General features: G+C 65.3%; 22 protein-coding genes and 1 tRNA gene. 14 read left to right on the top strand and 9 right to left on the bottom strand.

The features are described from left to right. Nucleotides 1-2: 2 nt before the first annotated feature. Nucleotides 3-488: a glutathione peroxidase gene (locus ASILVAE211_RS03880; protein ID WP_227319953.1), complete on the bottom strand. Its 486-nt coding sequence runs from the start codon at nt 486-488 to the stop codon at nt 3-5. 126 nt (nt 489-614) lie between these two features. Between ASILVAE211_RS03880 and ASILVAE211_RS03875 the strand changes: the two genes are divergently transcribed. The 3 genes from ASILVAE211_RS03875 (at nt 615) to ASILVAE211_RS03865 (ending at nt 3,701) form a co-directional block, all read left to right on the top strand. Further along, complete coding sequence (locus ASILVAE211_RS03875) at nt 615-1,286, top strand: DUF2659 family protein (RefSeq protein WP_227319952.1); 672 nt, start codon at nt 615-617, stop codon at nt 1,284-1,286. A 103-nt stretch (nt 1,287-1,389) separates the two neighbouring features. Beyond that, complete coding sequence (locus ASILVAE211_RS03870) at nt 1,390-2,769, top strand: outer membrane protein assembly factor BamB family protein (protein ID WP_227319951.1); 1,380 nt, start codon at nt 1,390-1,392, stop codon at nt 2,767-2,769. 44 nt (nt 2,770-2,813) lie between these two features. After that, nucleotides 2,814-3,701, top strand: coding sequence for a bestrophin family protein (locus ASILVAE211_RS03865; protein WP_227319950.1), 888 nt, complete (start codon nt 2,814-2,816; stop codon nt 3,699-3,701). A 153-nt stretch (nt 3,702-3,854) separates the two neighbouring features. On the opposite strand, the gene rpe is transcribed toward ASILVAE211_RS03865, so the two are convergent. Then, nucleotides 3,855-4,538, bottom strand: a complete 684-nt coding sequence (gene rpe, locus ASILVAE211_RS03860; RefSeq protein ID WP_227319949.1) for a ribulose-phosphate 3-epimerase — start codon at nt 4,536-4,538, stop codon at nt 3,855-3,857. A 100-nt stretch (nt 4,539-4,638) separates the two neighbouring features. Between rpe and surE the strand changes: the two genes are divergently transcribed. From surE to ASILVAE211_RS03830, 6 genes are all read left to right on the top strand, one after another. Beyond that, nucleotides 4,639-5,424 (top strand): 5'/3'-nucleotidase SurE, encoded by a 786-nt coding sequence (gene surE, locus ASILVAE211_RS03855; RefSeq protein WP_227319948.1) that lies wholly within the window; start codon nt 4,639-4,641, stop codon nt 5,422-5,424. A gap of 182 nt (nt 5,425-5,606) precedes the next feature. Continuing rightward, entirely contained in the window at nt 5,607-6,407 is an 801-nt protein-coding gene (locus ASILVAE211_RS03850) for an ABC transporter ATP-binding protein (protein WP_227319947.1), read from the top strand. Continuing rightward, nucleotides 6,404-7,240, top strand: a complete 837-nt coding sequence (locus ASILVAE211_RS03845) for an ABC transporter permease (protein ID WP_227319946.1) — start codon at nt 6,404-6,406, stop codon at nt 7,238-7,240. Before ASILVAE211_RS03850 ends, ASILVAE211_RS03845 begins: the two co-directional genes overlap by 4 nt. Before the next feature lies 1 nt (nt 7,241). Further along, on the top strand, nt 7,242-8,243 hold the full coding sequence (locus ASILVAE211_RS03840; RefSeq protein WP_227319945.1) for an ABC transporter substrate-binding protein: 1,002 nt from the start codon (nt 7,242-7,244) through the stop codon (nt 8,241-8,243). A 15-nt stretch (nt 8,244-8,258) separates the two neighbouring features. Next, nucleotides 8,259-9,182 (top strand): nucleoside hydrolase, encoded by a 924-nt coding sequence (locus tag ASILVAE211_RS03835; protein ID WP_227319944.1) that lies wholly within the window; start codon nt 8,259-8,261, stop codon nt 9,180-9,182. Between the two features lie 34 nt (nt 9,183-9,216). After that, nucleotides 9,217-9,522, top strand: coding sequence for a hypothetical protein (locus tag ASILVAE211_RS03830; protein ID WP_319799529.1), 306 nt, complete (start codon nt 9,217-9,219; stop codon nt 9,520-9,522). 18 nt (nt 9,523-9,540) lie between these two features. On the opposite strand, the gene ASILVAE211_RS03825 is transcribed toward ASILVAE211_RS03830, so the two are convergent. From ASILVAE211_RS03825 to ASILVAE211_RS03815, 3 genes are all read right to left on the bottom strand, one after another. Continuing rightward, nucleotides 9,541-10,719: a hypothetical protein gene (locus ASILVAE211_RS03825; protein WP_227319943.1), complete on the bottom strand. Its 1,179-nt coding sequence runs from the start codon at nt 10,717-10,719 to the stop codon at nt 9,541-9,543. A 193-nt stretch (nt 10,720-10,912) separates the two neighbouring features. Continuing rightward, nucleotides 10,913-11,995 (bottom strand): DNA glycosylase AlkZ-like family protein, encoded by a 1,083-nt coding sequence (locus ASILVAE211_RS03820; protein ID WP_227319942.1) that lies wholly within the window; start codon nt 11,993-11,995, stop codon nt 10,913-10,915. A 96-nt stretch (nt 11,996-12,091) separates the two neighbouring features. Next, the gene (locus ASILVAE211_RS03815; protein WP_227319941.1) at nt 12,092-12,715 is read right to left on the bottom strand and encodes a hypothetical protein; all 624 of its coding nucleotides are present in this window, start codon (nt 12,713-12,715) and stop codon (nt 12,092-12,094) included. A gap of 272 nt (nt 12,716-12,987) precedes the next feature. Here ASILVAE211_RS03815 and ASILVAE211_RS03810 point away from each other — a divergent pair, with 272 nt between their 5' ends. Continuing rightward, nucleotides 12,988-13,155, top strand: coding sequence for a hypothetical protein (locus tag ASILVAE211_RS03810; RefSeq protein ID WP_227319940.1), 168 nt, complete (start codon nt 12,988-12,990; stop codon nt 13,153-13,155). A 54-nt stretch (nt 13,156-13,209) separates the two neighbouring features. On the opposite strand, the gene ASILVAE211_RS03805 is transcribed toward ASILVAE211_RS03810, so the two are convergent. From ASILVAE211_RS03805 to ASILVAE211_RS03790, 4 genes are all read right to left on the bottom strand, one after another. Further along, a complete protein-coding gene (locus ASILVAE211_RS03805) occupies nt 13,210-13,710 on the bottom strand; it encodes a heme-degrading domain-containing protein (RefSeq protein WP_227319939.1) in 501 nt (166 codons plus the stop codon). A gap of 119 nt (nt 13,711-13,829) precedes the next feature. Next, a tRNA-Gln gene (locus ASILVAE211_RS03800) sits at nt 13,830-13,904 on the bottom strand. A 34-nt stretch (nt 13,905-13,938) separates the two neighbouring features. After that, a complete protein-coding gene (locus tag ASILVAE211_RS03795) occupies nt 13,939-14,832 on the bottom strand; it encodes a 4-(cytidine 5'-diphospho)-2-C-methyl-D-erythritol kinase (protein ID WP_227319938.1) in 894 nt (297 codons plus the stop codon). 13 nt (nt 14,833-14,845) lie between these two features. After that, nucleotides 14,846-16,639, bottom strand: a complete 1,794-nt coding sequence (locus ASILVAE211_RS03790) for a tetratricopeptide repeat protein (protein ID WP_227319937.1) — start codon at nt 16,637-16,639, stop codon at nt 14,846-14,848. 150 nt (nt 16,640-16,789) lie between these two features. Between ASILVAE211_RS03790 and ASILVAE211_RS03785 the strand changes: the two genes are divergently transcribed. From ASILVAE211_RS03785 to recO, 4 genes are all read left to right on the top strand, one after another. Beyond that, nucleotides 16,790-17,662 carry a uracil-DNA glycosylase gene (locus tag ASILVAE211_RS03785; RefSeq protein WP_227319936.1) on the top strand — a complete coding sequence of 291 codons (873 nt, stop codon included), beginning with the start codon at nt 16,790-16,792 and terminating at the stop codon, nt 17,660-17,662. A gap of 271 nt (nt 17,663-17,933) precedes the next feature. Continuing rightward, nucleotides 17,934-19,634, top strand: a complete 1,701-nt coding sequence (locus ASILVAE211_RS26285; RefSeq protein WP_227319935.1) for a lytic transglycosylase domain-containing protein — start codon at nt 17,934-17,936, stop codon at nt 19,632-19,634. A 9-nt stretch (nt 19,635-19,643) separates the two neighbouring features. After that, on the top strand, nt 19,644-20,174 hold the full coding sequence (moaB, locus tag ASILVAE211_RS03775) for a molybdenum cofactor biosynthesis protein B (protein WP_227319934.1): 531 nt from the start codon (nt 19,644-19,646) through the stop codon (nt 20,172-20,174). A gap of 178 nt (nt 20,175-20,352) precedes the next feature. After that, complete coding sequence (gene recO / locus ASILVAE211_RS03770; RefSeq protein WP_227319933.1) at nt 20,353-21,099, top strand: DNA repair protein RecO; 747 nt, start codon at nt 20,353-20,355, stop codon at nt 21,097-21,099. Nucleotides 21,100-21,134 lie beyond the last annotated feature (35 nt).

Below are 21,134 nucleotides of genomic sequence, written 5' to 3'. Positions count from 1 at the left end.
GTTTAGACGACTGCCTTGATCGCGCTTTGCAGTTTCGGGGATTCGGGCGCGGTCTTGCTGGAAAACCATTCGGCCAGGCTGCCGTCCCGCTTCGTCAGGTATTTGTAGAAATTCCAGCGCGGCTTGCCGAGGAAACCGGCCTGGCCGCCCAGCCAGCGGAACAGCGGATGGGCGTCCGCCCCCTTCACATGCGCCTTTTCCATCATCGCGAAGGTGACGCCGTAATTGGCCTCGCAGAAAGCACCGATGGCTGTTGCGTCGCCCGGTTCCTGATTGCCGAAATCATTGCTCGGCACGCCGATAATCACTAATCCGCCGTCCTGGCCGCCCCATGCCGTCTGGAGCGCCTGAAGCCCGGCATATTGCGGCGTGAAGCCGCATTGGGAAGCGGTATTGACGATCAGCAGCGGCCGGCCGCGCAGTGCGCCCAGCGGAAAATCCTCGCCCCGCAGCGTCTTGAGGCTAAAATCATAGACGCTTTCGGCCATTCCGCCCGTCCTTACCGCTAGAGGTTTGCTCTCGCTCCGCGCCGCCGCTATGGTCCGGCCCCGTTTGCGGCCGGTGAGGAAAACCCTCGCGGGGCGCGGATTCAAGAGGTTTGCCGGAGGCGTAGCGTGGTCGATATTTTCGACGAAGTCGATGAGGATATCCGGGCGGAGCGGGTTGCGCGCTTCGCGCGCCGCTATGCGATCCTGCTCATCGGCGTCGTCGTGCTTGTGATTCTGGGTGTCGCTGGCTGGCAGGTCTGGTCCTGGCACCAGGGCCAACTGAACGCCCGCGCCGGTTCAGCCTATCTGGCCGTGATGGAACAGGCTGGTCAGCGTGGCTCTGCCGCCGACCGCGACCATCTGGCCCAGTCCTTCGGCGCGGTCGCGGATTCCTCTCCGCAAGGCTATGCGACCCTCGCCAAGCTCAACCAGGCGAGCCTACTGGCCGATTCGGGCCATCTGAAAGAGGCCGAGCCGATCTGGGACGGGCTGATCAATGACGGCAACCTCAATCCGGTGCTGCGCCAGGTCGCGACTCTCGGCTGGGCCTCGCATGAGATCGACACGGCCGAACCCTCGCTAATCCAAGCGCGGCTGGAAGGCCTCGCCGCCGATAGCAGCCCGTGGCGGCCGCTGGCCCTGCAATATCTGGCGCTGCTCAGCATCCGCACCGGCCACAAGGATCAGGCCATCAAGACGCTTCAGCAGGTCGCCGGCGATATTTCGACGCCTGCCGATATGCGCAATATGGCCAATGCCCTGGCGCAGGCGCTCGGCGCGCCGCCGCCCGCGCAGTGATAGCGGCGCTTTGACGGACAAACTGACATATCTGGGCGAAGGCGCCATGCTTTCGCCACGCTGCCCCTCTTGTAGTCAGCCTCGAAAAGATTGGCGTTCCTGAATGAGCCGCATGATTGCCCGACCCGACCGCCCCCTGTCTGCCACCGAGGCGGATCGCAAACTGCTGACACGCCGGCAGGCGCTTGGCCGGGCAGCCGCCTTCGGCCTGCCGCTGGCGCTGACCGCCTGCGGCTTCATCGGCGGCGACGAGACCCCGCCGCTGCCCGGCACGCGCATCAATGTCATGAGCTCGGCCTCTGCCCTGGTCGTCGACCCGACGCTGACCCAGCCCGTCACACTGCCGATGCCGGTTGCCGGCCTGCAATGGGCGCAGCAGGGCGGTAATCCGGCACATGATCCGGGCGTCAGCACCATCAGCGCCAAGATCAGTCAGCTGTGGTCCGCCGATATCGGCGAAGGCACCGCCTATCGCCATCGCATTCCCAATCCGCCCGTCGTCGCCAATGGCCTGGTCTTCAGCATGAGCGCCGACGGCCAGGTCAGCGCCTTCGACCTCAAGACCGGCGACAATCTGTGGCGCACCTATGTTCGGCCCAAGGGCTCGCGCAGCTTCGATGTCGGCGGCGGCGTCAGCTATGACAACGGCGCCGTCTATGCCGCGACCGGTTTCGGGGAGATCATCTGCTTCGACCCCAAAACCGGTGCCATCCGTTGGCGCAAGCCGCTCGGCTCGCCCGCGCGCACCGCGCCCACCATCGCCGGCGGTCGCATCTATGTCAGCCTGATCGACGCCTCGATCGTCGGCATCGACGTCAAGGACGGCAGCATCGTCTGGTCGCGCCAGGCCCGCAATGTGCAGACCGGCGTGCTGGGCCTGCCGGCGCCGGCCGTCAGCGGAAGCACCGTCGTGGCCGGCTTCAGCTCGGGCGATCTGCTGACGCTGAACAGCGACAGCGGCGAAGTTCTGTGGTCGGACAATCTGGGCGCCACGGGCAGCGGCCTGTCGCAGCTTTCCGCCATCGTCGGCATGCCGGTGATCGACCAGGGCCGCGTCTTCGCCGGCAGCCTGGGCGGCATCGTTCTGTCGATCGACCTGCCCACCGGCCGCCGCCTGTGGGAGCGTGACTTCGCGACCGACCAGACCATGTTCGTCGCCGGCAACTGGGTCTTTACGCTCTCGACCGACCAGCAGCTGGCGGCTTTGTCCACCACCACCGGTCAGGTGAAATGGGTGCATCAGATGCCGCCCTTCAAGAACATGAAGAAACTGCGCAACCCGATCTATTGGTGGGGCCCCGTCGTCGCCGGCGGCAACCTGTTCCTGGCCAGCAATGACAAGCGCCTTGCCGTGATCGATGCCGCGACCGGCAATCTGTCCGAGATGATCGACCTGCCCTCGCCTGCCGCCGCAGCCCCCATCGTGGCCGACGGCCGCGTGCTGGTGACGCTGAAGAGCGGCGACCTGATCGCCTTCGGCTAAAAGCGGCAGGGAGCCAAGGTTATCGACGTGCAAAGGACCGCCGGATGATCGTTTCGCGCGGCATTCACCTTGGGTGGCTGCTGCGCCGCAATGCTTTGGCGCTGGCCACGCTCGTCGCCTATGACGTCGCCATAACCTTTGCCTATGTCTGGCTGCATTGGCATTGGCTGGCGATTCCGATGCTGCCGCTGCCCTTGCTGGGCAGCGCCATCGCGCTGATCCTCACCATCCGCAACAATGCCGCCTATGCCCGCTGGTGGGAGGCGCGCACGCTGTGGGGCGCAATCCTCAACAATTCCCGCAATTTCGCCCGTGGGGTTCTGACGCAGATCGACGATGCGGCGCTGGGCCGTCGCCTGATCCGATGCCAGATCGCCTATGCCCTGGCGCTGCGCTGCCATCTGCTGCGGCAGTCGAGCGCAGAGGTGCTGGCGCAATATCTGCCGCCCGACCTGGCCGAGACCTGCGGCCGCGCCGCCAATGTGCCGATGGCGATCCAGATCGCCATGGGACGCGATCTGGCCGCTGCCCGCAGCGACGGAAAATTGGATACGGTGACCGTCGCCAATCTGGACCGCACGCTGGCTGCCGTGGTCGATGCCCAGGGCGGTTTGGAGCGGATCAAGAACACGCCCTTGCCGCGCCAATACAGCGCCTTGCCGCTGGTCTTCAGCGGCGCCTATTGCGTGGTGCTGCCGCTGGGACTGGTGAAGGCGCTGGCTCTGGCGACGCCGCTGGGCTCGGCCCTGATCGGCTTCATGTTCCTGATCCTGAACGAGGTCGGCGACGATCTGGAAGACCCGTTCAGCAACGACATGCATGACGTGCCGATGAAGGCCATAACCCGGACGCTGGAAATCGACCTTCTGCAGTCGATCGGCGTGACGGACGTGCCGCCGCCGATCACGCCGCAGAACGGCATTCTTCCCTGACCAGCCAGACTATATCGACAGTTTTCGTTGCGGACTCACCCCTAAACGTCATGCCCGCGAAAGCGGGCATCTTCTACGCCCTATTCCTGTGCCAGAGGGAGATGATTCCCGCTTTCGCGGGAATGACGTCGTTTCCGTGAAAACTGAACGATCCTAGCCGCGCTCGGCGGCACCGCGTTCCACAGCCGCCTTCAGCGCCGCGATATTTGCGGCGTAATGCGCGGGGCCGCCCTTGAAGGCGGAGGAGCCGGCGACGAAGACATTGGCGCCGGCCTTTGCCGCCAGCTCCGCCGTTTCGACCGTGACACCGCCATCGACCCCGATATCGATCGGGCGGTCACCGATCAGCGCGCGAATGCGGCGGATCTTTTCCAGCGTCAGCGGCAGGAAGGCCTGCCCGCCGAAGCCGGGGTTCACGGTCATGACCAGAACCTGATCGGCCGCGTCCAGGCTGTAGCGGATCGCCTCTTCCGAGGTGGACGGGTTGATGGCGATGCCGGCCTTAAGGCCGAGGCCGCGAATGGCCTGCAGCGTGCGGTTGAGATGCGGGCAGGTTTCGACATGCACGGAAATACGCTTGGACCCAGCCTTGGCATAGGTTTCCAGATAACGGTCCGGCGCTTCGATCATCAGATGCGTGTCGATCGGGCTTTTGCTGACCTTCCGCACCGCTTCGATGACGCCCGGCCCGAAGCTGATATTGGGCACGAACATGCCGTCCATCACGTCCAGATGCAGCCAATCGGCGCCGCCGGCGTCTATCGCCTGCGTCTCTTCGGCGAAATGCCCGAAATCGGCGGAAAGGATGGAGGGATTGATGATGAGAGGACGTGTCATGCCGCCAGCATATCGCCTTCGCGGCGGGCATGACAGGGGGGCTGGCCGCTTGTCCGCCTTTCGTCGCATTCTGCCTGCTCAAACGACGATAGGCTGACCGATGACTGCTCCCCTGTTCAACCGCGTGCTGCTGACCAATGACGACGGGATCGACGCGCCCGGCCTTGCCGTTTTGGCTCAGGTGGCGGCGCAGATCGCGCGGGAGGTCTGGGTGGTGGCCCCGGCCCATGACCAGAGCGGCACGTCGCATTCCATCAGCCTGCATGATCCGCTGCGGATTGCGCCGGCGGGCGAGCGGCGTTTCGCCGTTCCCGGCACCCCGGCGGATTGCGTCGCCATCGGCGTTAAGCACCTGATGGCCGGCCTCCCGCCGGACCTTATCCTGTCGGGCATCAATCGCGGCGCCAATATCGGCGTGGAGACGATGTTTTCCGGCACGGTCGGCGCGGCGATGACGGGAATGCTGCTGGGCATTCCCTCCATCGCGCTGAGCCAGGCCTTTGCGAACCGGAACGCCGTGCCGTGGGACACGTCGCGCAGCCTCGCGGCCGGCATCATCCGGCAGGTGGCCGGCCTTGATTGGGCCAAGGGCGCCTGCCTGAACATCAATTTTCCGGCCGTCGCGGTGGATCAGGCGCGGCCGCTGATGGTGACGCGCCAGGGGCGCGGTCGTCTGGACGGCGTCGAGGTGCTGACCCGGCAAGACCCACGCCAGGGCGACTACCACTGGCTGCAGCTGACCCGCACGGCCGAACCCGACGATACCGGAACAGAAACCGCAGCGCTGGCCGCCGGCCATGTCAGCGTGACGCCGCTACAGTTCGAGCGCACGCAGGACGCGATTTTTGCCGATCTGCGGCAAAAGATCGGCGCCCCTGTCGCCTGACCTCGGCGGATTTGGGAGCAAACTCCGTGGGATAGGGCCGCTGAGGCCAAACGCCTCAGGCACGGGAATTGCTTCACGAAAGGCTTGCACGCCGCAGCGGCCACAGGCAGCCTGCGGCGACTTTCTGTGTCGAATGGGTTTCAATATGCAGTCCAAGTCACGCCGGCCCGAGAGATTGTCCCTTGTCCACTGAAGCGAGCGTCAAACTCGCCATCCGCAATGTCACCCATAATTTCGGGACGTTCCGGGCACTGAGCGACGTGTCGCTCGACATCCGCGACGGCGAGTTCGTCTGCATCCTGGGTGCCTCGGGCTGCGGAAAAAGTACGCTGTTCAACGCCGTCTCAGGCCTGCTGAATGTCTCCGCCGGCCAGATCCTGCTCGACGGCCAATCGATCGCCGGCAAGCCCGGCCAGGTCGGCTATATGCTGCAAAAAGACCTGCTGCTGCCCTGGCGGACCGTTCTGGGCAATATCACGCTGGGCGCTTCCCTCACGCGCGGGGCCAGCAAGGCCGACCGCGAAAAGGCCGCCGAACTCGCCCGCCATTACGGCCTGGGCGATTTCCTGCGCCACTATCCGCGCGCGCTTTCGGGCGGCATGCGCCAGCGCGTGGCGCTGATGCGCACCATCGCGGCCGGACGCGAGCTGATGCTGCTGGACGAGCCCTTCGGCGCGCTGGACAGCCAGACCCGCATCGGCATGCAGCAATGGCTGCTGGATATCTGGCGCGAAATGAAGCGCACGGTGATGTTCGTGACCCATGACGTGGACGAGGCGATTTTCCTCGCCGACCGTGTCGTCGTCATGCTGCCCAAGCCCGGCCGCATCGGCTGGATAGTGGACATCCCCATTCCACGCCCACGCAGGATGGACTGCCTGACCTCTCCGGACTTCGTGGAAATCAAGCGCCAGGTCATGGAAATGCTTTACAGTCAGGCCACGCTGCATGGCGTGCCCGGCGGCCTGAAGGTGCCGGCATGAGCGAGACAACCTCCCCCTATCGCGAATACGCCCGCCATATCGGCCTGTGGATCATCGCAATCGCGCTTATCTTCGTCGCCTGGGAGCTGGTGCTCGTCGTTACCGGCCTGCCGGCCTATGTCATCCCCTCGCCGGCCAAGGCGATCGGCGTCATCTTCGACAATATTCCGCTCATGCAGCAGCTGACCTGGCAGACGCTGGGCGAGACATTCTGGGGCTATGTGGTGGGTGCGATCCTGGGCGTGGTCCTGGCCGTCATCATGTCGCAGGTGCCGATCATCCACCGGCTGCTATATCCGGCGCTCGTTACCTCCCAGGCCGTGCCGATCGTCGCCATTGCCGCGCCGCTCGTCATCATCTTCGGCTTCGGCCTGACGCCGAAACTGATCATCGTCGCCTGGATCGTCTTCTTTCCGGTCGTGGTGAACGTGCTGGACGGGCTCGGCAGCGTCGATCAGGACCAGGTCAATCTTGCCCGCCTGCTGGGCGGCACGCGGCTGCGCACCTTCATGATCGTGCGCCTGCCCGCCTGTATCGGACCGCTGTTCTCGGGTCTCAAGATCGGCGCCTGCTATGCCGTGACGGGCGCGGTCATCGGCGAATGGACCGCCTCCTCCCATATCGGCCTCGGCACCTACCTGCTGACGGCCAATGCGCAGATGAATACCGCCGGCGTCTATGGCGCCATGCTGCTGCTGACGGCCATCGGCATCGGGTCATTCCTGCTGGTCGTCATCGTCGAGCATTTCGCCACGCCCTGGCGCACCCGCATGACCGCCCCCGGCTATTTCGGCGGCAACGTCCCCACCTCAACATCCACACAGAAGGTCTGAGATGAAACCTCTCCGTTTCCTCACGCGGCTGCTCGCCTCCACCACGGCGGCCGGCGCGCTCATGCTGGGTCTGTCTGCTACGGCACATCAGGCCCAGGCCGCGGACCTGACGAAAGTGACCCTGGTCTATGACTGGGTGACGCCTGATTTCGAGCTGATCCCGACGGCCGTTGCCCAGGCCGAGGGCTTTTACAAGGATGCGGGTCTCGACGTTTCCACCGTCTTCCCGCCGAACAATTCCACGACCGTACGCATGCTGGGCTCAGGCACCGGCGATATCGGCTTCGACCCGGTGACCGACGTCGCCTTCGCCGCCGCTCAGGGCATTCCGCTGATCTCCATCGCCGTCTATTCGCAGTCCAACAATTGCGGCCTGTTCGGCCGCCCGGGCGAACCGGTTGATCTGTCTACGCTGAAGGGCAAGAAGATCGGCGTCTATACCGACAGCTGGACCAAGGCGATGATGCCCTACATCCTGAAGAAGGCGGGCATCGGCGAAAACGACGTGCAGCAGATCATCGCGACGGATGACGATATCCCGATGCTGCTGACGAAGAAGATCGACTACGCCACCAATTGCGCCAATTACGCACTGGCCGATGTGGTGCCCACCATCAAGCAGGAGCCGACCATGCTGCTCGGCCCGGCAGGCGGCATGCCGGATGTGCCGGTCTGGGACTTCACCGTCATGAAGGCCTGGGGCGAAGCGCACCCCGCCACCGTGAAAGCCTGGCTGGCGGCGACCCAGAAGGGCATGGAATGGGCCAGCGCGCATCCGGACGAAGCGGTGGCCGATTTGCTGAAGCTGTATCCGGCGTCCGGCGACAAGGCCTATAACGCGGTCGGCTGGAAGGCGACGATCCCTCTGCTGAAGGGCCCGAACGGCTATTTCGTGCAGACGGACGCGCAATGGGACGGCATCGCCCATGCGCTGGCGGACACCAAGCAGATCGACAAGGTTCTGCCGCCCAGCACCTACTACACCAACGACTATCTGAAATAAGCGACTGACCAGACCATGACGCCAAGCCGGATTATTATCGATTGCGACCCCGGCGTGGACGATGCCGTGGCTATTCTTCTCGCCTTCGCCGCCCCCGAGGCGGTGAAGGTCGAGGCCATCACGACCGTCATCGGCAATGTCATGCTGGACAAGACGACGGCGAATGCGCTGCGCGTGCGTGACCTCGCGGGGCGCGCCGATATCCCCGTCTATGCCGGCTGCCCGCGCCCGATCATGGCGCCGATCGAGCGCAAAAACTCAGTGCATGGCGGCGACGGGCTGGGCGATATCGACCTGCCGGCGCCTGTCACCGCCACCGAGAGCGAACATGCGGTGGACGCCATCATCCGCATCGTGCGCGACAATCCCGGCCAGATCACGCTCTGCCCGGTGGGGCCGATGACCAATATCGCCCTCGCGCTGATCAAGGCGCCCGACATCATTCCGCTGATCCCCGAGATCGTCTTCATGGGTGGCGCTGCCTTCTGCCCCGGCAATTCATCCCCCGCCGCCGAATTCAATTTCATGATCGACCCCCACGCCGCCCAGATCATGCTGACGGCCGGAATCCCTCTCACCATGTTCGGGCTGGACGTGACGGCGCAGGCGCTCATCACCAGGCCCTGGATGGATGCGGTGGAAGCCGCATCCGGCGCGGTCGGGCAGGCCGCCGTCGCCATGCTGCGCGCCTATGGCCATGGCGACCCTTGCCTGCACGACCCCTGCGTCATCGCGCATCTGATCGACCCGACGCTATTTGAGGGTGTCGATGCCTGGGTCGAGGTGGAGACCACAGCCCCCCTCGCCCGTGGGCAAAGCGTTGCGGCTGTCGCGCCGCGCCACCGGCCCGGGCATGAGCCCAATTGCCGCGTCATCACCGGCCTGGATGCACCGCGCCTGTTCACGCTGCTCGCGGAAAGGCTGATCAGCCTGGGATGATCAAGCCCGGCACGACGGACTTGCGATTGCCGCCGTGCCGCGCCAATCTTCATCCATGGATGGAATAATCACCCTTTCCAGCGTCCGCGAAGACCGCTTCTGGGCGGTTGTCGCCTCGGTCGGGCGTAATCGCCGCATCGCGGAGATATTTTCCAGCAAAGAAGCCGCATTGGCTGACCGCGCCTGGCGGGAATCGCAGCTCCGCGCTTATGCCGCCTTTCTGCGCTCCAGCCGCCAGCCGCCGCCCAATTATACGGTGGAGGCGATGAAGCGCGCGGACATCCCGAAATCCTGGCGTCCGTTACCAGCCTTGGGCTTCCTGCGCGGCCAGTTCATCTGACCGCGCAGGCTTGTCCCTTCAGATCAGCGGATCGTAATCGTCATCCATGTCCGTGACCCCGCCATTGGCGGGCGTCGGGCCGGATTCCGGGTTGCCCTCGCGCGCCGCGCGGCGCTGATGCGCCGGACGCGGCGGACGCTTGCGCTTCTTGCGGCCGCCGGACGGTGCAGCCTCTGACCCGGGCGCGGCCGTCGTCTGCTGAGGCGGGGCGGCAGGCGTCGCCGTTTTCGGCATGGGGCCGCCGAGATAGGGATCGTAATCCTCGTCCTCGACCACCGGGGGGCGGATGACGGCGCGCAGGATCGGCCGGGGTGCCGGCGCTGACGGCGGTGCCGGTTCAGCCTTCGCCTCAGGAGTCGGCTGAACCGCAACGGGTTCCGGCGCGGCCGGCTCAGGTGCGGCCGGCTCAGGCGCGGCCTGCTGAGGCGCGGCATCGGCAGCAGCCACAGGCATCGCCTCGGGCGCCTCTGCCGTCTCCGGCTCAGCCTTGAGATCGAAGGCCGCCTGGGTTTCAGCCTCGGCCTTCGGCTTGCGGCGACTGGTTTTGGGCTTGGCTTTTGCCGGTGCTTCGTCAAGCGGTGCTGCGTCAGGCGTTGCTTCCGCCGCCACTTCAGGCTCGGCTTCCGGTTCTGCGGCAACGGCTTCGACGGCAGCCGGCTCTGGCGCGGCGTCCGCGACTTTCTTGCTCCGACGCGGCTTGGCCGTCTTCACCGGCGGCTCTGCCGCCGCCTCAGGCTCATCGGCCAGAGCCAGCTCGGGTGCGGCCGGCTCAGGTGCGGCCGGCTCAGGTGTGACGGGCTCGACCACCGCGGACTTGGTCGCCTTGGCCTTCGCGGCTCGGCGCGGGCGCGGCGCCGGGACAGGCTCAGCGGGCTCGGGCTCGTCTGCCTCTATCGGCTCCGCAGCGTCCTCATCCATGTCGGCCATTTCATCCTCCTCGGCCAGATCCTCGATGACATCGTCATCGACCTGCACCGCCGCAGGCAGGGTGGCTGACGCGACAAAACGCGGCACGGCGACATTCGCGCCACGCCCTTCGACCAGCGCCTTCAGCAATGCGGTGAGTGTCGCGGCCAAATGCGCCGCTGCCACCGGAGACAGCCGGTGGTTGGACAGATAGGCGGCCAGGATTTTCTGAGCCGCCGCAGTCGCCGGAGGCGTGTGGGTCAGAGACGGAATCTCGGGAAAAGAAGGCAAGTGTCCTGGCTCCGCAAACAGAAGAAATCCTAACCGATCTTTTGGTCTAGTCGCGCGGCCAGGACTAGCCCTTTCCGTTCAAATCCGGCCAAAGTTTAATGCTACGCCGCCAGGCCAGACGGTAAGGCGCGAGACTATGACGCGGAACTCGCCCGACGCGACGCGAAATACCAGCGCCGGACTGACGCCGGTTTTATTCCTTTTTCAGAAATTCCTCGAGCCGGGCGGACTCGGCGTCGAGCGCCCGCGTGAAATCGCGGCTGCGCGGCGGCGGCTCGATCCATCCCTGTTCCATCTGCATCTGGCCATCGATCATGCGCACATTGACCCAGCCCAGCATGCGGTCGCGCCACAGAACGGGCAGCGCATAATAGCCGAACTGCCGCTTGGGTGGCGGCGTATAGGCTTCGAACCGATAGACCCAGCCCCAGAGATGCGCGAAACGGCGGCGGTCCCAGACCAGCGGGTCGAAGGGCGCCAGGAAGCGCACGCCCCGCGACGGCGACGGCACGTCCATCGCCATGCCCGCCGGCCAAAGATAGGTTTCGCGATCCAGACTTGTGCGTTCAACCTCACCAGCGGCCAGCAGCCGATCCAGCGTCTGGCCGACATCGTCCAGCCCCGGCGCGCCTCGCCGCAACAAAGCCAGCAGGCCGCCCAAAGCGGGGCGGGAGATGGGCGCGAAAATTCCGAGCAAAAGCAGCAATAACCGCCGGCGCCGTTCCTCGGCGGGCAAAGGCTCATGCGGCTTATGGGCGGTGCCATAGACGCGAATGCCATCCTGCCGCCGCACGACCCGCAACAGCCCGTGGTAATGGAGCTGATGCAGAACCTGCGTCGTCTCCTTGGAGAAGCCGCCCCAGGCATTCACCGCGCGGTCCCGGCCGAAGACGGTCTCCAGATCGCGCGGATGGGTTTCGCGCCGTTCCGTGACCAGGGCCAGCACCTCGGCCGCCAGGCCGCGCGGCCGGTAGTCGGCCGCCGGGTCTTCGGCATCGGGGCGAGGATGCAGAAGCTGCATCGTCTCTCGCGGCATGAAGCCATAGGCGTAGAAAAAATCCTCTTCCAGGCCGAGCCGGGTAAAGCGCCGCTCCAGATCGCCGGGGCGATAACCCGTCACGCGCTGGCGCAAAATCAGATCCTGCGCCCGCGCCGGCGCGCGGATGGGGTCGGCCTGGACGAAGCCCATGGCCTCCACCGCACCTCCCAGCGTGGTGAGCGGCCGGAAGGTCCGGCCGATGGCGATGGCGCGCAGCTTTTCCAGCGTATCGGTCATCGGTCAGCGCAGCCACAGACCGGCCTCGCGCCGCTATCCTCCGATGCCGTCATGCTGCCGCCCCTTCCGTCATCCGCGCATGCCGGCGCCGCATGGTCAGGCGGCGTCGACCTCGATCGCCGATAAATCCACAGACTGGAGAGAAAACCAAACCGCATCCTGGCTGCGCGCACTGGCCCGCAGGATGGGCTTGATGGCCGAGAGCAGATCGTCGATCGAGCGGAAGGGCGTCATCGTTTCCTCCCCATCCTCGGTCCGCATGACGAGGCCCATGCCGGGCTTGGACAGGCGGGCACCGACCGTCGAGCGCCGTTCCGGCATCGGCGTCGGTTCCGCCGCCGTCCGCTCGGGCCAGGCTGGCGGGCTGACCAAAGGCCGTGGGGCGGAGGGGACGATGACGAGCGCCGGGGCGAACGACTTGTCCGCGACCGGCTCCATCGCCGCCGGGACCGGGGCCGCCGAATCCACCGATGCCGGTTGCGCTTCCAGACTGAGCACAGGCTGGGCCGGAGCGGCCTCTGGCAATCCCGCCGCATCCTCCGTCACGCCAAAGCTGACAGTCTCGCCGCTTTCCGCCGGCGCACGCCGCAGCTTGGCGAGCAGGCTGTAGATATTGGCCGCCGTGCAGCCGAATTCCGTCGCGATTTCGCGCACGGCCCGACGTTCGACGTCGACCATGTGCAGAATCCGCGCGTGGTCCTCTTTCTTGATTCGCGCCATGCGAGCGTCCTTATGCGTTCCAGGGTCAAACAAGAACATAATGGGAACATGCGCAAGCGCGGACGCGCGGTCAAGCCCCGCGCGGTCCCGAAATCGTGATCTTTTTCAATCCACGCCGCAGGATCGCCGCCGAGTTGTGTCAATGCGGTGGCATTCCGTTACCCATCGTTTCAAACGGCCAACGGCTGCTTGACCAATCAGCCCACCGGCACGACCTAGAGGGCAAGTCAGATCGTCAGTTCTGACGGCAACCGAGACTACGGAGGATGATCATGAAACATTATCTGCGCATGGCGCTGATGCTGCTGGGCGTCGCGGGCGTTTCCGCCGGCACTATCGCGGCCGCGCATGCCGATTACTATTACAACCACAAGCATTACCATCACCGGGAGCTGGTGAAGGATCACGGGCATCCGCACGGCTATTACCGCTATTATTGATCAAACGATCGTTGAAAAGGCACCTTCGGGTGCCTTTTCAATTTCATCTTGATGTTAGGCAGCATTTCCCAAAACGAAATCGCTGCCATTCACCCCAAGGACCGTGCAGATAGACTCCACGACCAGACTATGATCGTCGCGCTGCGGCAGCCCTGAAACGGTGATGCAGCCGACCACGCCGGTGCCCTCGACCGTCACCGGAAAGGCGCCCCCATGGGCGGCGTAATCGGTGAGGGACAGGCCATATCGCTCTTCCAGCGAGGTATTCTTCACCTTCAGTTCCAGACCGACGGCGTAGCTGCTTTTGTGAAAGCGGCGGACGGTATTGATCTTGCGCCTGGCCCATTCGACATTGTCCGGTACCGCACCCGGCAAGGCCGCGAAGAACAGCTCGCGATGAAAAAGACGGATATCGATGACGATGGGCGCGGCCCGCGCGATCGCCCAGGCGCGCAACTGGCCGCCGATCGTCCAGGCGTCCTCTTCGTCAAACCGCGCGAAGACCAGCTGTTGTTCCTGTAGCGCTATACGCGACAGATCATCGTCCATGGTCATGACCGGCGTCCTTCAGATAACGGCGGGAAACCGCAAGCTGTTAGCCTCGCTTGCGGACTGGCTAAACTCTGCCAGCTCGATAGCGGCTGCCAAGCTCAATATATGGGGACAGGATCGGCTGGCTGGGGCGGGAGGATTCGAACCTCCGCATGGCGGAATCAAAATCCGCTGCCTTACCGCTTGGCTACGCCCCAAAACCTGAACCGCCGGACTGGCCGGCGCGGATGCTCATAGGGCGCGAAGGGGCGGCTCGTAAAGCCCTCCCCCCCAAACCCACCAACCGTCATGACGCATAGCGGATGCGGCGGCGGCGGCGTCATGCGGGCTCGGGAAAAGCCCGAAGCAGGTGGCGCCCGATCCGCTCATGCGAGCCAATTGCACGCCGGGCGCGGCCCGCAGCACCGCCAGCACGGCGCCGATGGCCGGCTGCACGGCAATCGCCGGGTCTTCCAGGTCATTGCCGTTGGCGGCCAAAGCATGGGCGAAATCGACGGGTGACGCGAAGCGCCCTGCCGGCACGGCGTCGGCCGGAGAAAAACCGGCCCCTGCCGCCGCCCGCGCGCGAAAAATCGCCGGCGTCGGGCAAGCCAGGCCCGGATTGGCCAACACCACGCCCAGCGGCGGCAGCGGCGGCACGGGGGATAGGATTTCCCCGATTCCCGCCATGCGCACGGCCTGACGGTTCAGGCAGACCGGGACATCCGCGCCGAGTTTCAGCGCCATGGCCTGCAAGACCGGTTCGGGCAGCGTAACCCGCCAGAAGGCAGACAGCAGCCGCAGCGCGGCAGCGGCGTCTGACGACCCGCCACCGATGCCCGAGGCAATCGGCAGGTTCTTTTCCAGGACCAAAGCGCCCCGCGCTGGGATTCCGGCCGTCTCCGCCAGCAGGCGCGCCGCACGCAGCACGAGGTTATCGGGCTCCGCCGCCAAGGGGCCGCCGAAAGGACCGGTAACGGTCAGCGACAGGTCATCCGCTGGGCTGACCGATAGCCGGTCACCGACACCCGCGAAGACCACCAGACTGTCGAGCAGATGATAGCCGTCCGGGCGCCGCCCGGTGACGCGCAGCGTCAGGTTCACCTTCGCCGGGGCGAAACCCAGGTCGGCGGACAAAGCGGACATGATGTACGCCGACTCAGTTGCTGGACGCGGCCGGCTGGGCCGCACCCGGCTGAGCCGCACCCGGCTGGGCCGCATCAGGCTGGGCCGCATCAGGCTGGGCCGCCGGCAGGCTTGCCGCCTTGATCTGCAGCTTGGCCAGAAGCTCCGTCGTCAGATCCGGCGCGGGATCCAGCTGCAAGGCCCGGCGCCACTGGAAGACCGCCTGCAAATGCTCGCCGGCCGCGGCATAGGCATCGCCCAGATGCGCGTTGACCGTCGAATCCTCGGGCATCAGCTTGACCGCCTGGGTCAAGGTCCGCACCGCCGCCTGGACCTGCCCTTGTTGCAGCAGCACATAGCCCAGGCTGTCGATGATGGCGCCGTCATTCGGCACCAGTTGCAGCGCCTGCTCGATCATGGCACGCGCCTTGGGCATATTCTCTTTCTTCACGGCCCAGCTATAGCCGAGATAGTTGAGGACATAGGGCTGGCCGGGGGAAATCTTCAGCGCCTGCTGCAAATCGGCCTGGGCACGCGGCCAGTCCTTGGCCTGATCGTAGCACTGGGCGCGGTCGTAATAGACCACCCAGGCGGCCGGGCTGTTCGGCGGCATCAGCGGCAGCGCCTTGGTGTAGAGCGCCGCCGCATCAGGGTATTTTGCGGCCTGGCGCAGCAGATCGGCCTGCGCCAATAGCGGCTCGGGACTTGCGGGATAGGCCTGTCCCAATTGCTGCAACAGGCTATGCGCCTGATCGGTCCGACCGAGGCGCGCCAGCAGCACGGCTTCGCGCAGCGCCGCCAGGGGATAAAGCGGGTCGGTCTTGGCAATCGCCTGCAAAGGCACCATCGCGACGGAGGCGTTGTCGCCCTTGTCCACCACCTCGGACAGCAGCAGGCGCGCCGAGGTCAGATCGGGGCGCAGCTGCAAACCCAATTGCAGCATCGTCATCACCGTCTGCTGGGCGGCGGGGCGATTGCGGGATTGCGGATCGTTGGCGATCTCATCCTCCAGCGCCGCGGCCAGATTGACATAGACCTCGGCCAGGCCCTGCACGGCATTGGCCACGGGCGGCGTCATCATCTGCTTTTTCAGCGCCGGCAGCGTCATCGCCATGGCGAGGTCCGGCGACATCGCGTCCAGCACCTGATCGGCGCTGGTGACATCCCCGGTGCGCGCGTCCCAGCTTGCCAGAAGCTCGGACAGGCGCAGATTGGTGACGTTCATACCACCTTGCACGATGCCGTAATTCTGGGCGGCGACGGCGACCATCTTGCCCTGGTCGGCGATTAGCGCGGTATGCAGCGCGAAGATGGTGCGCGCCTGGCTGATGCCCTGGCCCTGCAAGGCCGCCAGCGCCGCACGGGTATTGCCGCTGCCCTGCTGCGCCCATGCAACCAGCAATGGCTTCAGCACGCTGGTCAAAGGATCGGGCGTCGGCAGGCCCTGGTAGCGGTGCAGCGCGTCCTGCCAGCGGCCGGCCCGCGCGTCGGACCCAGCCAGCAGCAGCTGCGCCAGCGAATCCTTGGGCAGCGTCGCGGCAATGGTGCTGGCCGTGCCGGTATGGCCGGCCAGAAGCTCCAGCAGGAAGGTTTCGCCCGACAGGGCCGGGGACGCGGCGGGATCGGCGCTCAGCGCCTGCTGCATGGCATTGGCCGCGCGGGGAAAATCATAACGGCTGGCGGCATATTGCCCGACCAGGAAATTGCCATAGGCCCCAGCCTGGCCTGGCCCCATCTGGTCGGGGCCTGTCTGTGCCATCCCCGGCGGGGTTGTTGCCGCGCAGGCGGATAGAGCGGTCAAAGCAAGCAGCACGGAGCGGCCAAGCATCGGAGCATTTCTCATGGTCGCGGATGCTATCAGCCATGGCGCGGCTGCGCCATCCGGTGTGGCGGCATGCCCTGCCCCGGCTTGCTTGACAGTCGCGACAGCCTCAGGCGTCTTCGCATAGGTTAAATTAACATAAGGACCGCCGCACCGATGACCGATGGCGATCGCGGCGCCGCCTCGGCCGAAAGGGAGGCGCTCGCCCTTCTGGCCTTGCAGGTCGAGTGGGGCGCGGATGAAGGGCTGAGCGACGCGGGCATAGACCGTTTCGCGCTCTCGGCCCGCCCGGCCGCGCCTGCTTTGCCCTCGGCACCGCCGAAGGCACGCCCGCTGCCGGCCGAGCCTATGGCGCCCCGGACCGGCGCAAATCCGGCCCCCGCTGCTATCCCTGCGTCACGCGGCCTGCCGCGCCCGGCTGCCGCCCAGGCAGCAGCGCTCGCCGCCGCCGCGCAAACCCGCGATGCGCTGCGCGCGGCCATTGCCGGTTTCGACGGCTGCGCGCTGAAGGACACGGCGACCAATCTGGTCTTCGCGGACGGCAACCCCGAGGCCCGCATCATGCTGGTGGGCGAAGCGCCGGGCGCGGAGGAAGATCGCGCCGGCCTGCCATTCGTCGGCGCCTCCGGGCAATTGCTCGACCGCATGCTGGGCTCCATCGGCCTCGACCGCGGCCAGGTGCTGATCACGAATATCCTGCCCTGGCGGCCGCCCGGCAACCGCACGCCGACCGAGGGTGAGATCGCAACCTGCCTGCCCTTCGTGCTGCGTCACATCGCGCTGGTGGCGCCCGATTACCTGCTGCTGCTGGGAGCGACGGCGGTGCGCGCCATTACCGGCCATACCCAGGGTATCCGCCGCATTCGCGGGCGCTGGCAGAGCCTGACCGTTCCGGGAATGGATCGACCCATCCCAACATTGCCGACCTACCATCCTGCTTACTTACTTCGGACAGGTTTAGCCAAAAGAGAAGCCTGGTCTGACTTGCTGCAACTGCAAGAAAAACTGTCCCTTACAAAAAAGTCATAGAGCCAAAAGCGACGGCAACTAAGGCCTTTTCCGCCTGATCTAGTATGAATACAGACAGGTATCTTGTCAGCGAGGTTGCACTTCGCAGCGAAGGTGTTGTAGCCAGCTTCCCATGCGAGGGATCGGCAATTCGTTCTCCCGTCTTTTCAGCCCCAAAGCACTGCTTGCCGGGGCCGCGCTTCTTGCTGGAACGGCCGCACCCGGCCTGCATGCAGATGCTCAGGAAAAGGCCGGCTCTGAGACAAAGCTTAGCGACCAGACTGCCTACGCGGTGCCCCGTGCGGACCCGCAGGGCGGCAATGGTTTTGCGTTTCCACAACCCCTGAACCCCAGCGATGCGGTTCTAGTGCGGCAGATCTTTGCCCTCCAGGCGCAAGGCAAAATTGCCGACGCCCAGAAGGCGACGGCGCAGCTATCCAACCGCATTCTGCTCGGGCCGATTTTGGCTGACCGCTATATCGGTCCCTATGACAAGCCCAGCGTGCCGGAACTTCAGGACTGGCTGGCGCAATATGGCGACCAGCCCCAGGCCCCTGCCGTCGCCCATGTTCTGCAGCTGCGTTTGAAGACCGCCAAAAGCGGCAAAATGCCGCCGCTGACGACCCTGCCCTATCTGGCAGCGCCCAGCCCGTCCGAAGGGGCCGATCTCGATATCGGCCCGGCCGATACCGGTATCACGCGCCAGCCAGGGCTGGACGCGCGCGTGCTGGGCCTGGCGCAAGCGGGCCGTTTCGACGCGGCCGTGGCTGCTATCGCCGCCGCCAAGATCGACCAGCTTTATGGCGCCACCTTACGCGCCGAAGTCGCTCATATCGCCTTCGCCAATGGCAAAAACAGATTCGCGGCCAATCTCGCAAAAACCGCCATCGACGAAGCCCATGGGAAGCTTGGCCTGCCGTCCTTCGTCGCCGGTCTGGCTGCCTGGCGTGACGGCGGTGCCGGCGCGCTTGATTTCTTCACGGATGCGGCGGTGGCACCGCAGGCTGCGCCCAATCTTGTTGCCTGCGCTTCCTTCTGGGCGGCGCGCGCAGCGCTGAAGGCGCGGCAGAATATGGTTTATCTGAGCTGGATGCGGCGCGCCGCCGATAGCGGCGCCGGCTTCTACGCGACGCTCGCCCGGCGGATGCTGGGCCAGGATACGCCGGACGGGCTGGGCCAGCAGTTACTGGGCCTGGCCGATCTGGAAGCCGTTGCCGCCAAACCGGCCGGCGCGCGCGCCTTCGCCCTGTTGCAGGTCGGGCAAAGCACATTGGCGGAAGAGGAATTCCGCCATCTTTATCCAACCGTCGCCCATGACCCCGGCCTCAGCCGCGCCATCATGCTGATTTCCTGGAAAGCCGGTATGGCGACGCTGGCCAGCCAGATCGCGGCCCTGGATCCGACGCGCCCGCCGGGCAGCACCGTCGTCATTCCGCCATTGTCGTTGTTTCCTCAGCACGGCCTGCATATCGACCCGTCGCTGCTTTATGCACTGGTGCGCGTCGAATCCAATTTCGATCCGAGCGCCGTCTCCGGCGCCGGCGCGCGCGGGCTTTTGCAACTAATGCCGGCCACGGCGGCATTCATGAACAAATGGGGCGCAACCCAAATTCAACGCCGCTCCAATGGTCTTGCCGATCCCGCTTACAATCTCGAAATGGGTCAGAGGTATATCAACTATCTGGCATCGCAATCCCATATCGACGGCGACCTGATCCGCATTCTTGCGAGTTACAATGCAGGCCCTTCTGAAACTTCAACATGGAGCAACGCGCAGGCGGCCGAGCACGACCCGCTGCTCTATATCGAAATGATTCCGAATACGGAAACCCGGCAGTTTGTTTTCAGTGTGTTACGTTATTCCTGGGCTTATGCGGCGCAGTTGAATTTGCCCGTTCCCAGTCTGGATGCGCTGGCAGATGGCGATTTTCCGCACCTCACCAGCAATGGCGCGGCCGGCACCGCTATCGCCAGTTCCACAACAATCCATTAGAATCAGGGCATGGATCTTTCCCGCCCCTTTGTTCCGGTCAATATCGCGATCCTCACGATCTCCGACACGCGGAGCCTGGCGGAAGACCGTTCCGGTGACGCATTGGCTCATTGCATCGAAACGGCCGAGCATAAGCTCGTCGACCGTAAAATTGTTCGCGATGATGCGGATGCGATCGAAGCGCAGCTGCGCACATGGATTGCCGACGCGACCGTCGATGTTGTGATATCCACGGGCGGCACCGGCATCACCGGCCGCGACGTGACGCCGGAAGCCTTCATGCGCGTGCTGGACAAGGAAATCGTCGGTTTCGGCGAATTGTTCCGCATGCTCAGTTATGCCAAAATCGGCGCATCGACCATGCAGTCCCGCGCCATCGGCGGGGTTGCCGGCGGCACCTATCTTTTCGCCCTTCCTGGCAGCACTGGCGCCGTGAAAGACGGCTGGGACGGCATTTTGTCCACCCAGCTCGATATCCGCCAGCGCCCCTGCAATCTGGTGGAGCTGATGCCGCGTTTGAAAGAGCATCTGCCATCTTAGGCGCCATCCAAATTGGATGGGACGCTCCCCGAGCCCGTCATGGCCGGGCTTGACACGGCCATCCACCCGTCGTGGCGCCGCCACGGCTGGATCCCCGGGTCAAGCCCGGGGATGACGCAGCTTTGGGGCACCCCAAAGCTGATAGACAACAAAGACGATACCGGAGCCCGCTGCTGACATGGCGGAATGGGAAGAGCCGGGCATCGTGCTGGACGCGCGCGCCTATGGCGACGCCGATCTGATCGTCTCCACCTTCACCGCCGGGCAGGGTCTGCATAAGGGCCTGGTGCGCGGCGGCGCGTCCCGCCGGCAAGTGGCCTTGTGGCAAAGCGGCAATCTGGCGGCGCTGCGCTGGGTCGGCCGCCTGCCCGAGCAGCTGGGCCATCTGACCGGCGAAATGGTGCAGGCCATTGCACCGGGAGCGATGGACGACGCACTGTCCCTCGCCTTGCTGCGCGCGGCCTGTGCGACCGCCGCCGGCGCATTGCCCGAGCGCGAACCCCAGCCGGCCAGCTTTTCCGCGCTCCTCAATCTGCTGCCGCGCATTGCCGCCCAACTCGCCTCCCCCGCCGATCTGGTGCGATTCGAGCTCAGCCTGCTGACCGATCTGGGCTATGGGCTCGATCTGTCCTCCTGCGCCGTCACCGGTGCGACGCAGAATCTGGCCTTCGTCTCGCCCCGCACCGGCCGCGCCGTGACGACGGAAGCCGCCGGCGCCTGGGCGGGCAAGCTGCTGCCCTTGCCCGCATTCCTGCGTCCCGGCGCGAATATCGGCGGCGAGGACGCGGCCGAATGGCGCGATGCTTTGCGCCTGACCGGCCATTTTCTGGAGCGGGACGCCTTCGGCCATCATCATCAGCCGCTTCCCGAAGCCCGCCGTCACCTTTATCAGATGGTCGAGACGCTGGCGGCACGCGCGGACTGAACACAGCCCGCAGGCTGACAGCCCGACTGTGTTCC

The organism is Acidisoma silvae (assembly GCF_020618775.1).
GTDB lineage: Bacteria > Pseudomonadota > Alphaproteobacteria > Acetobacterales > Acetobacteraceae > Acidisoma > Acidisoma silvae.
Note: the sequence above shows the minus strand (reverse complement) of the source record. Positions and strands in the feature narration are given on the sequence as shown.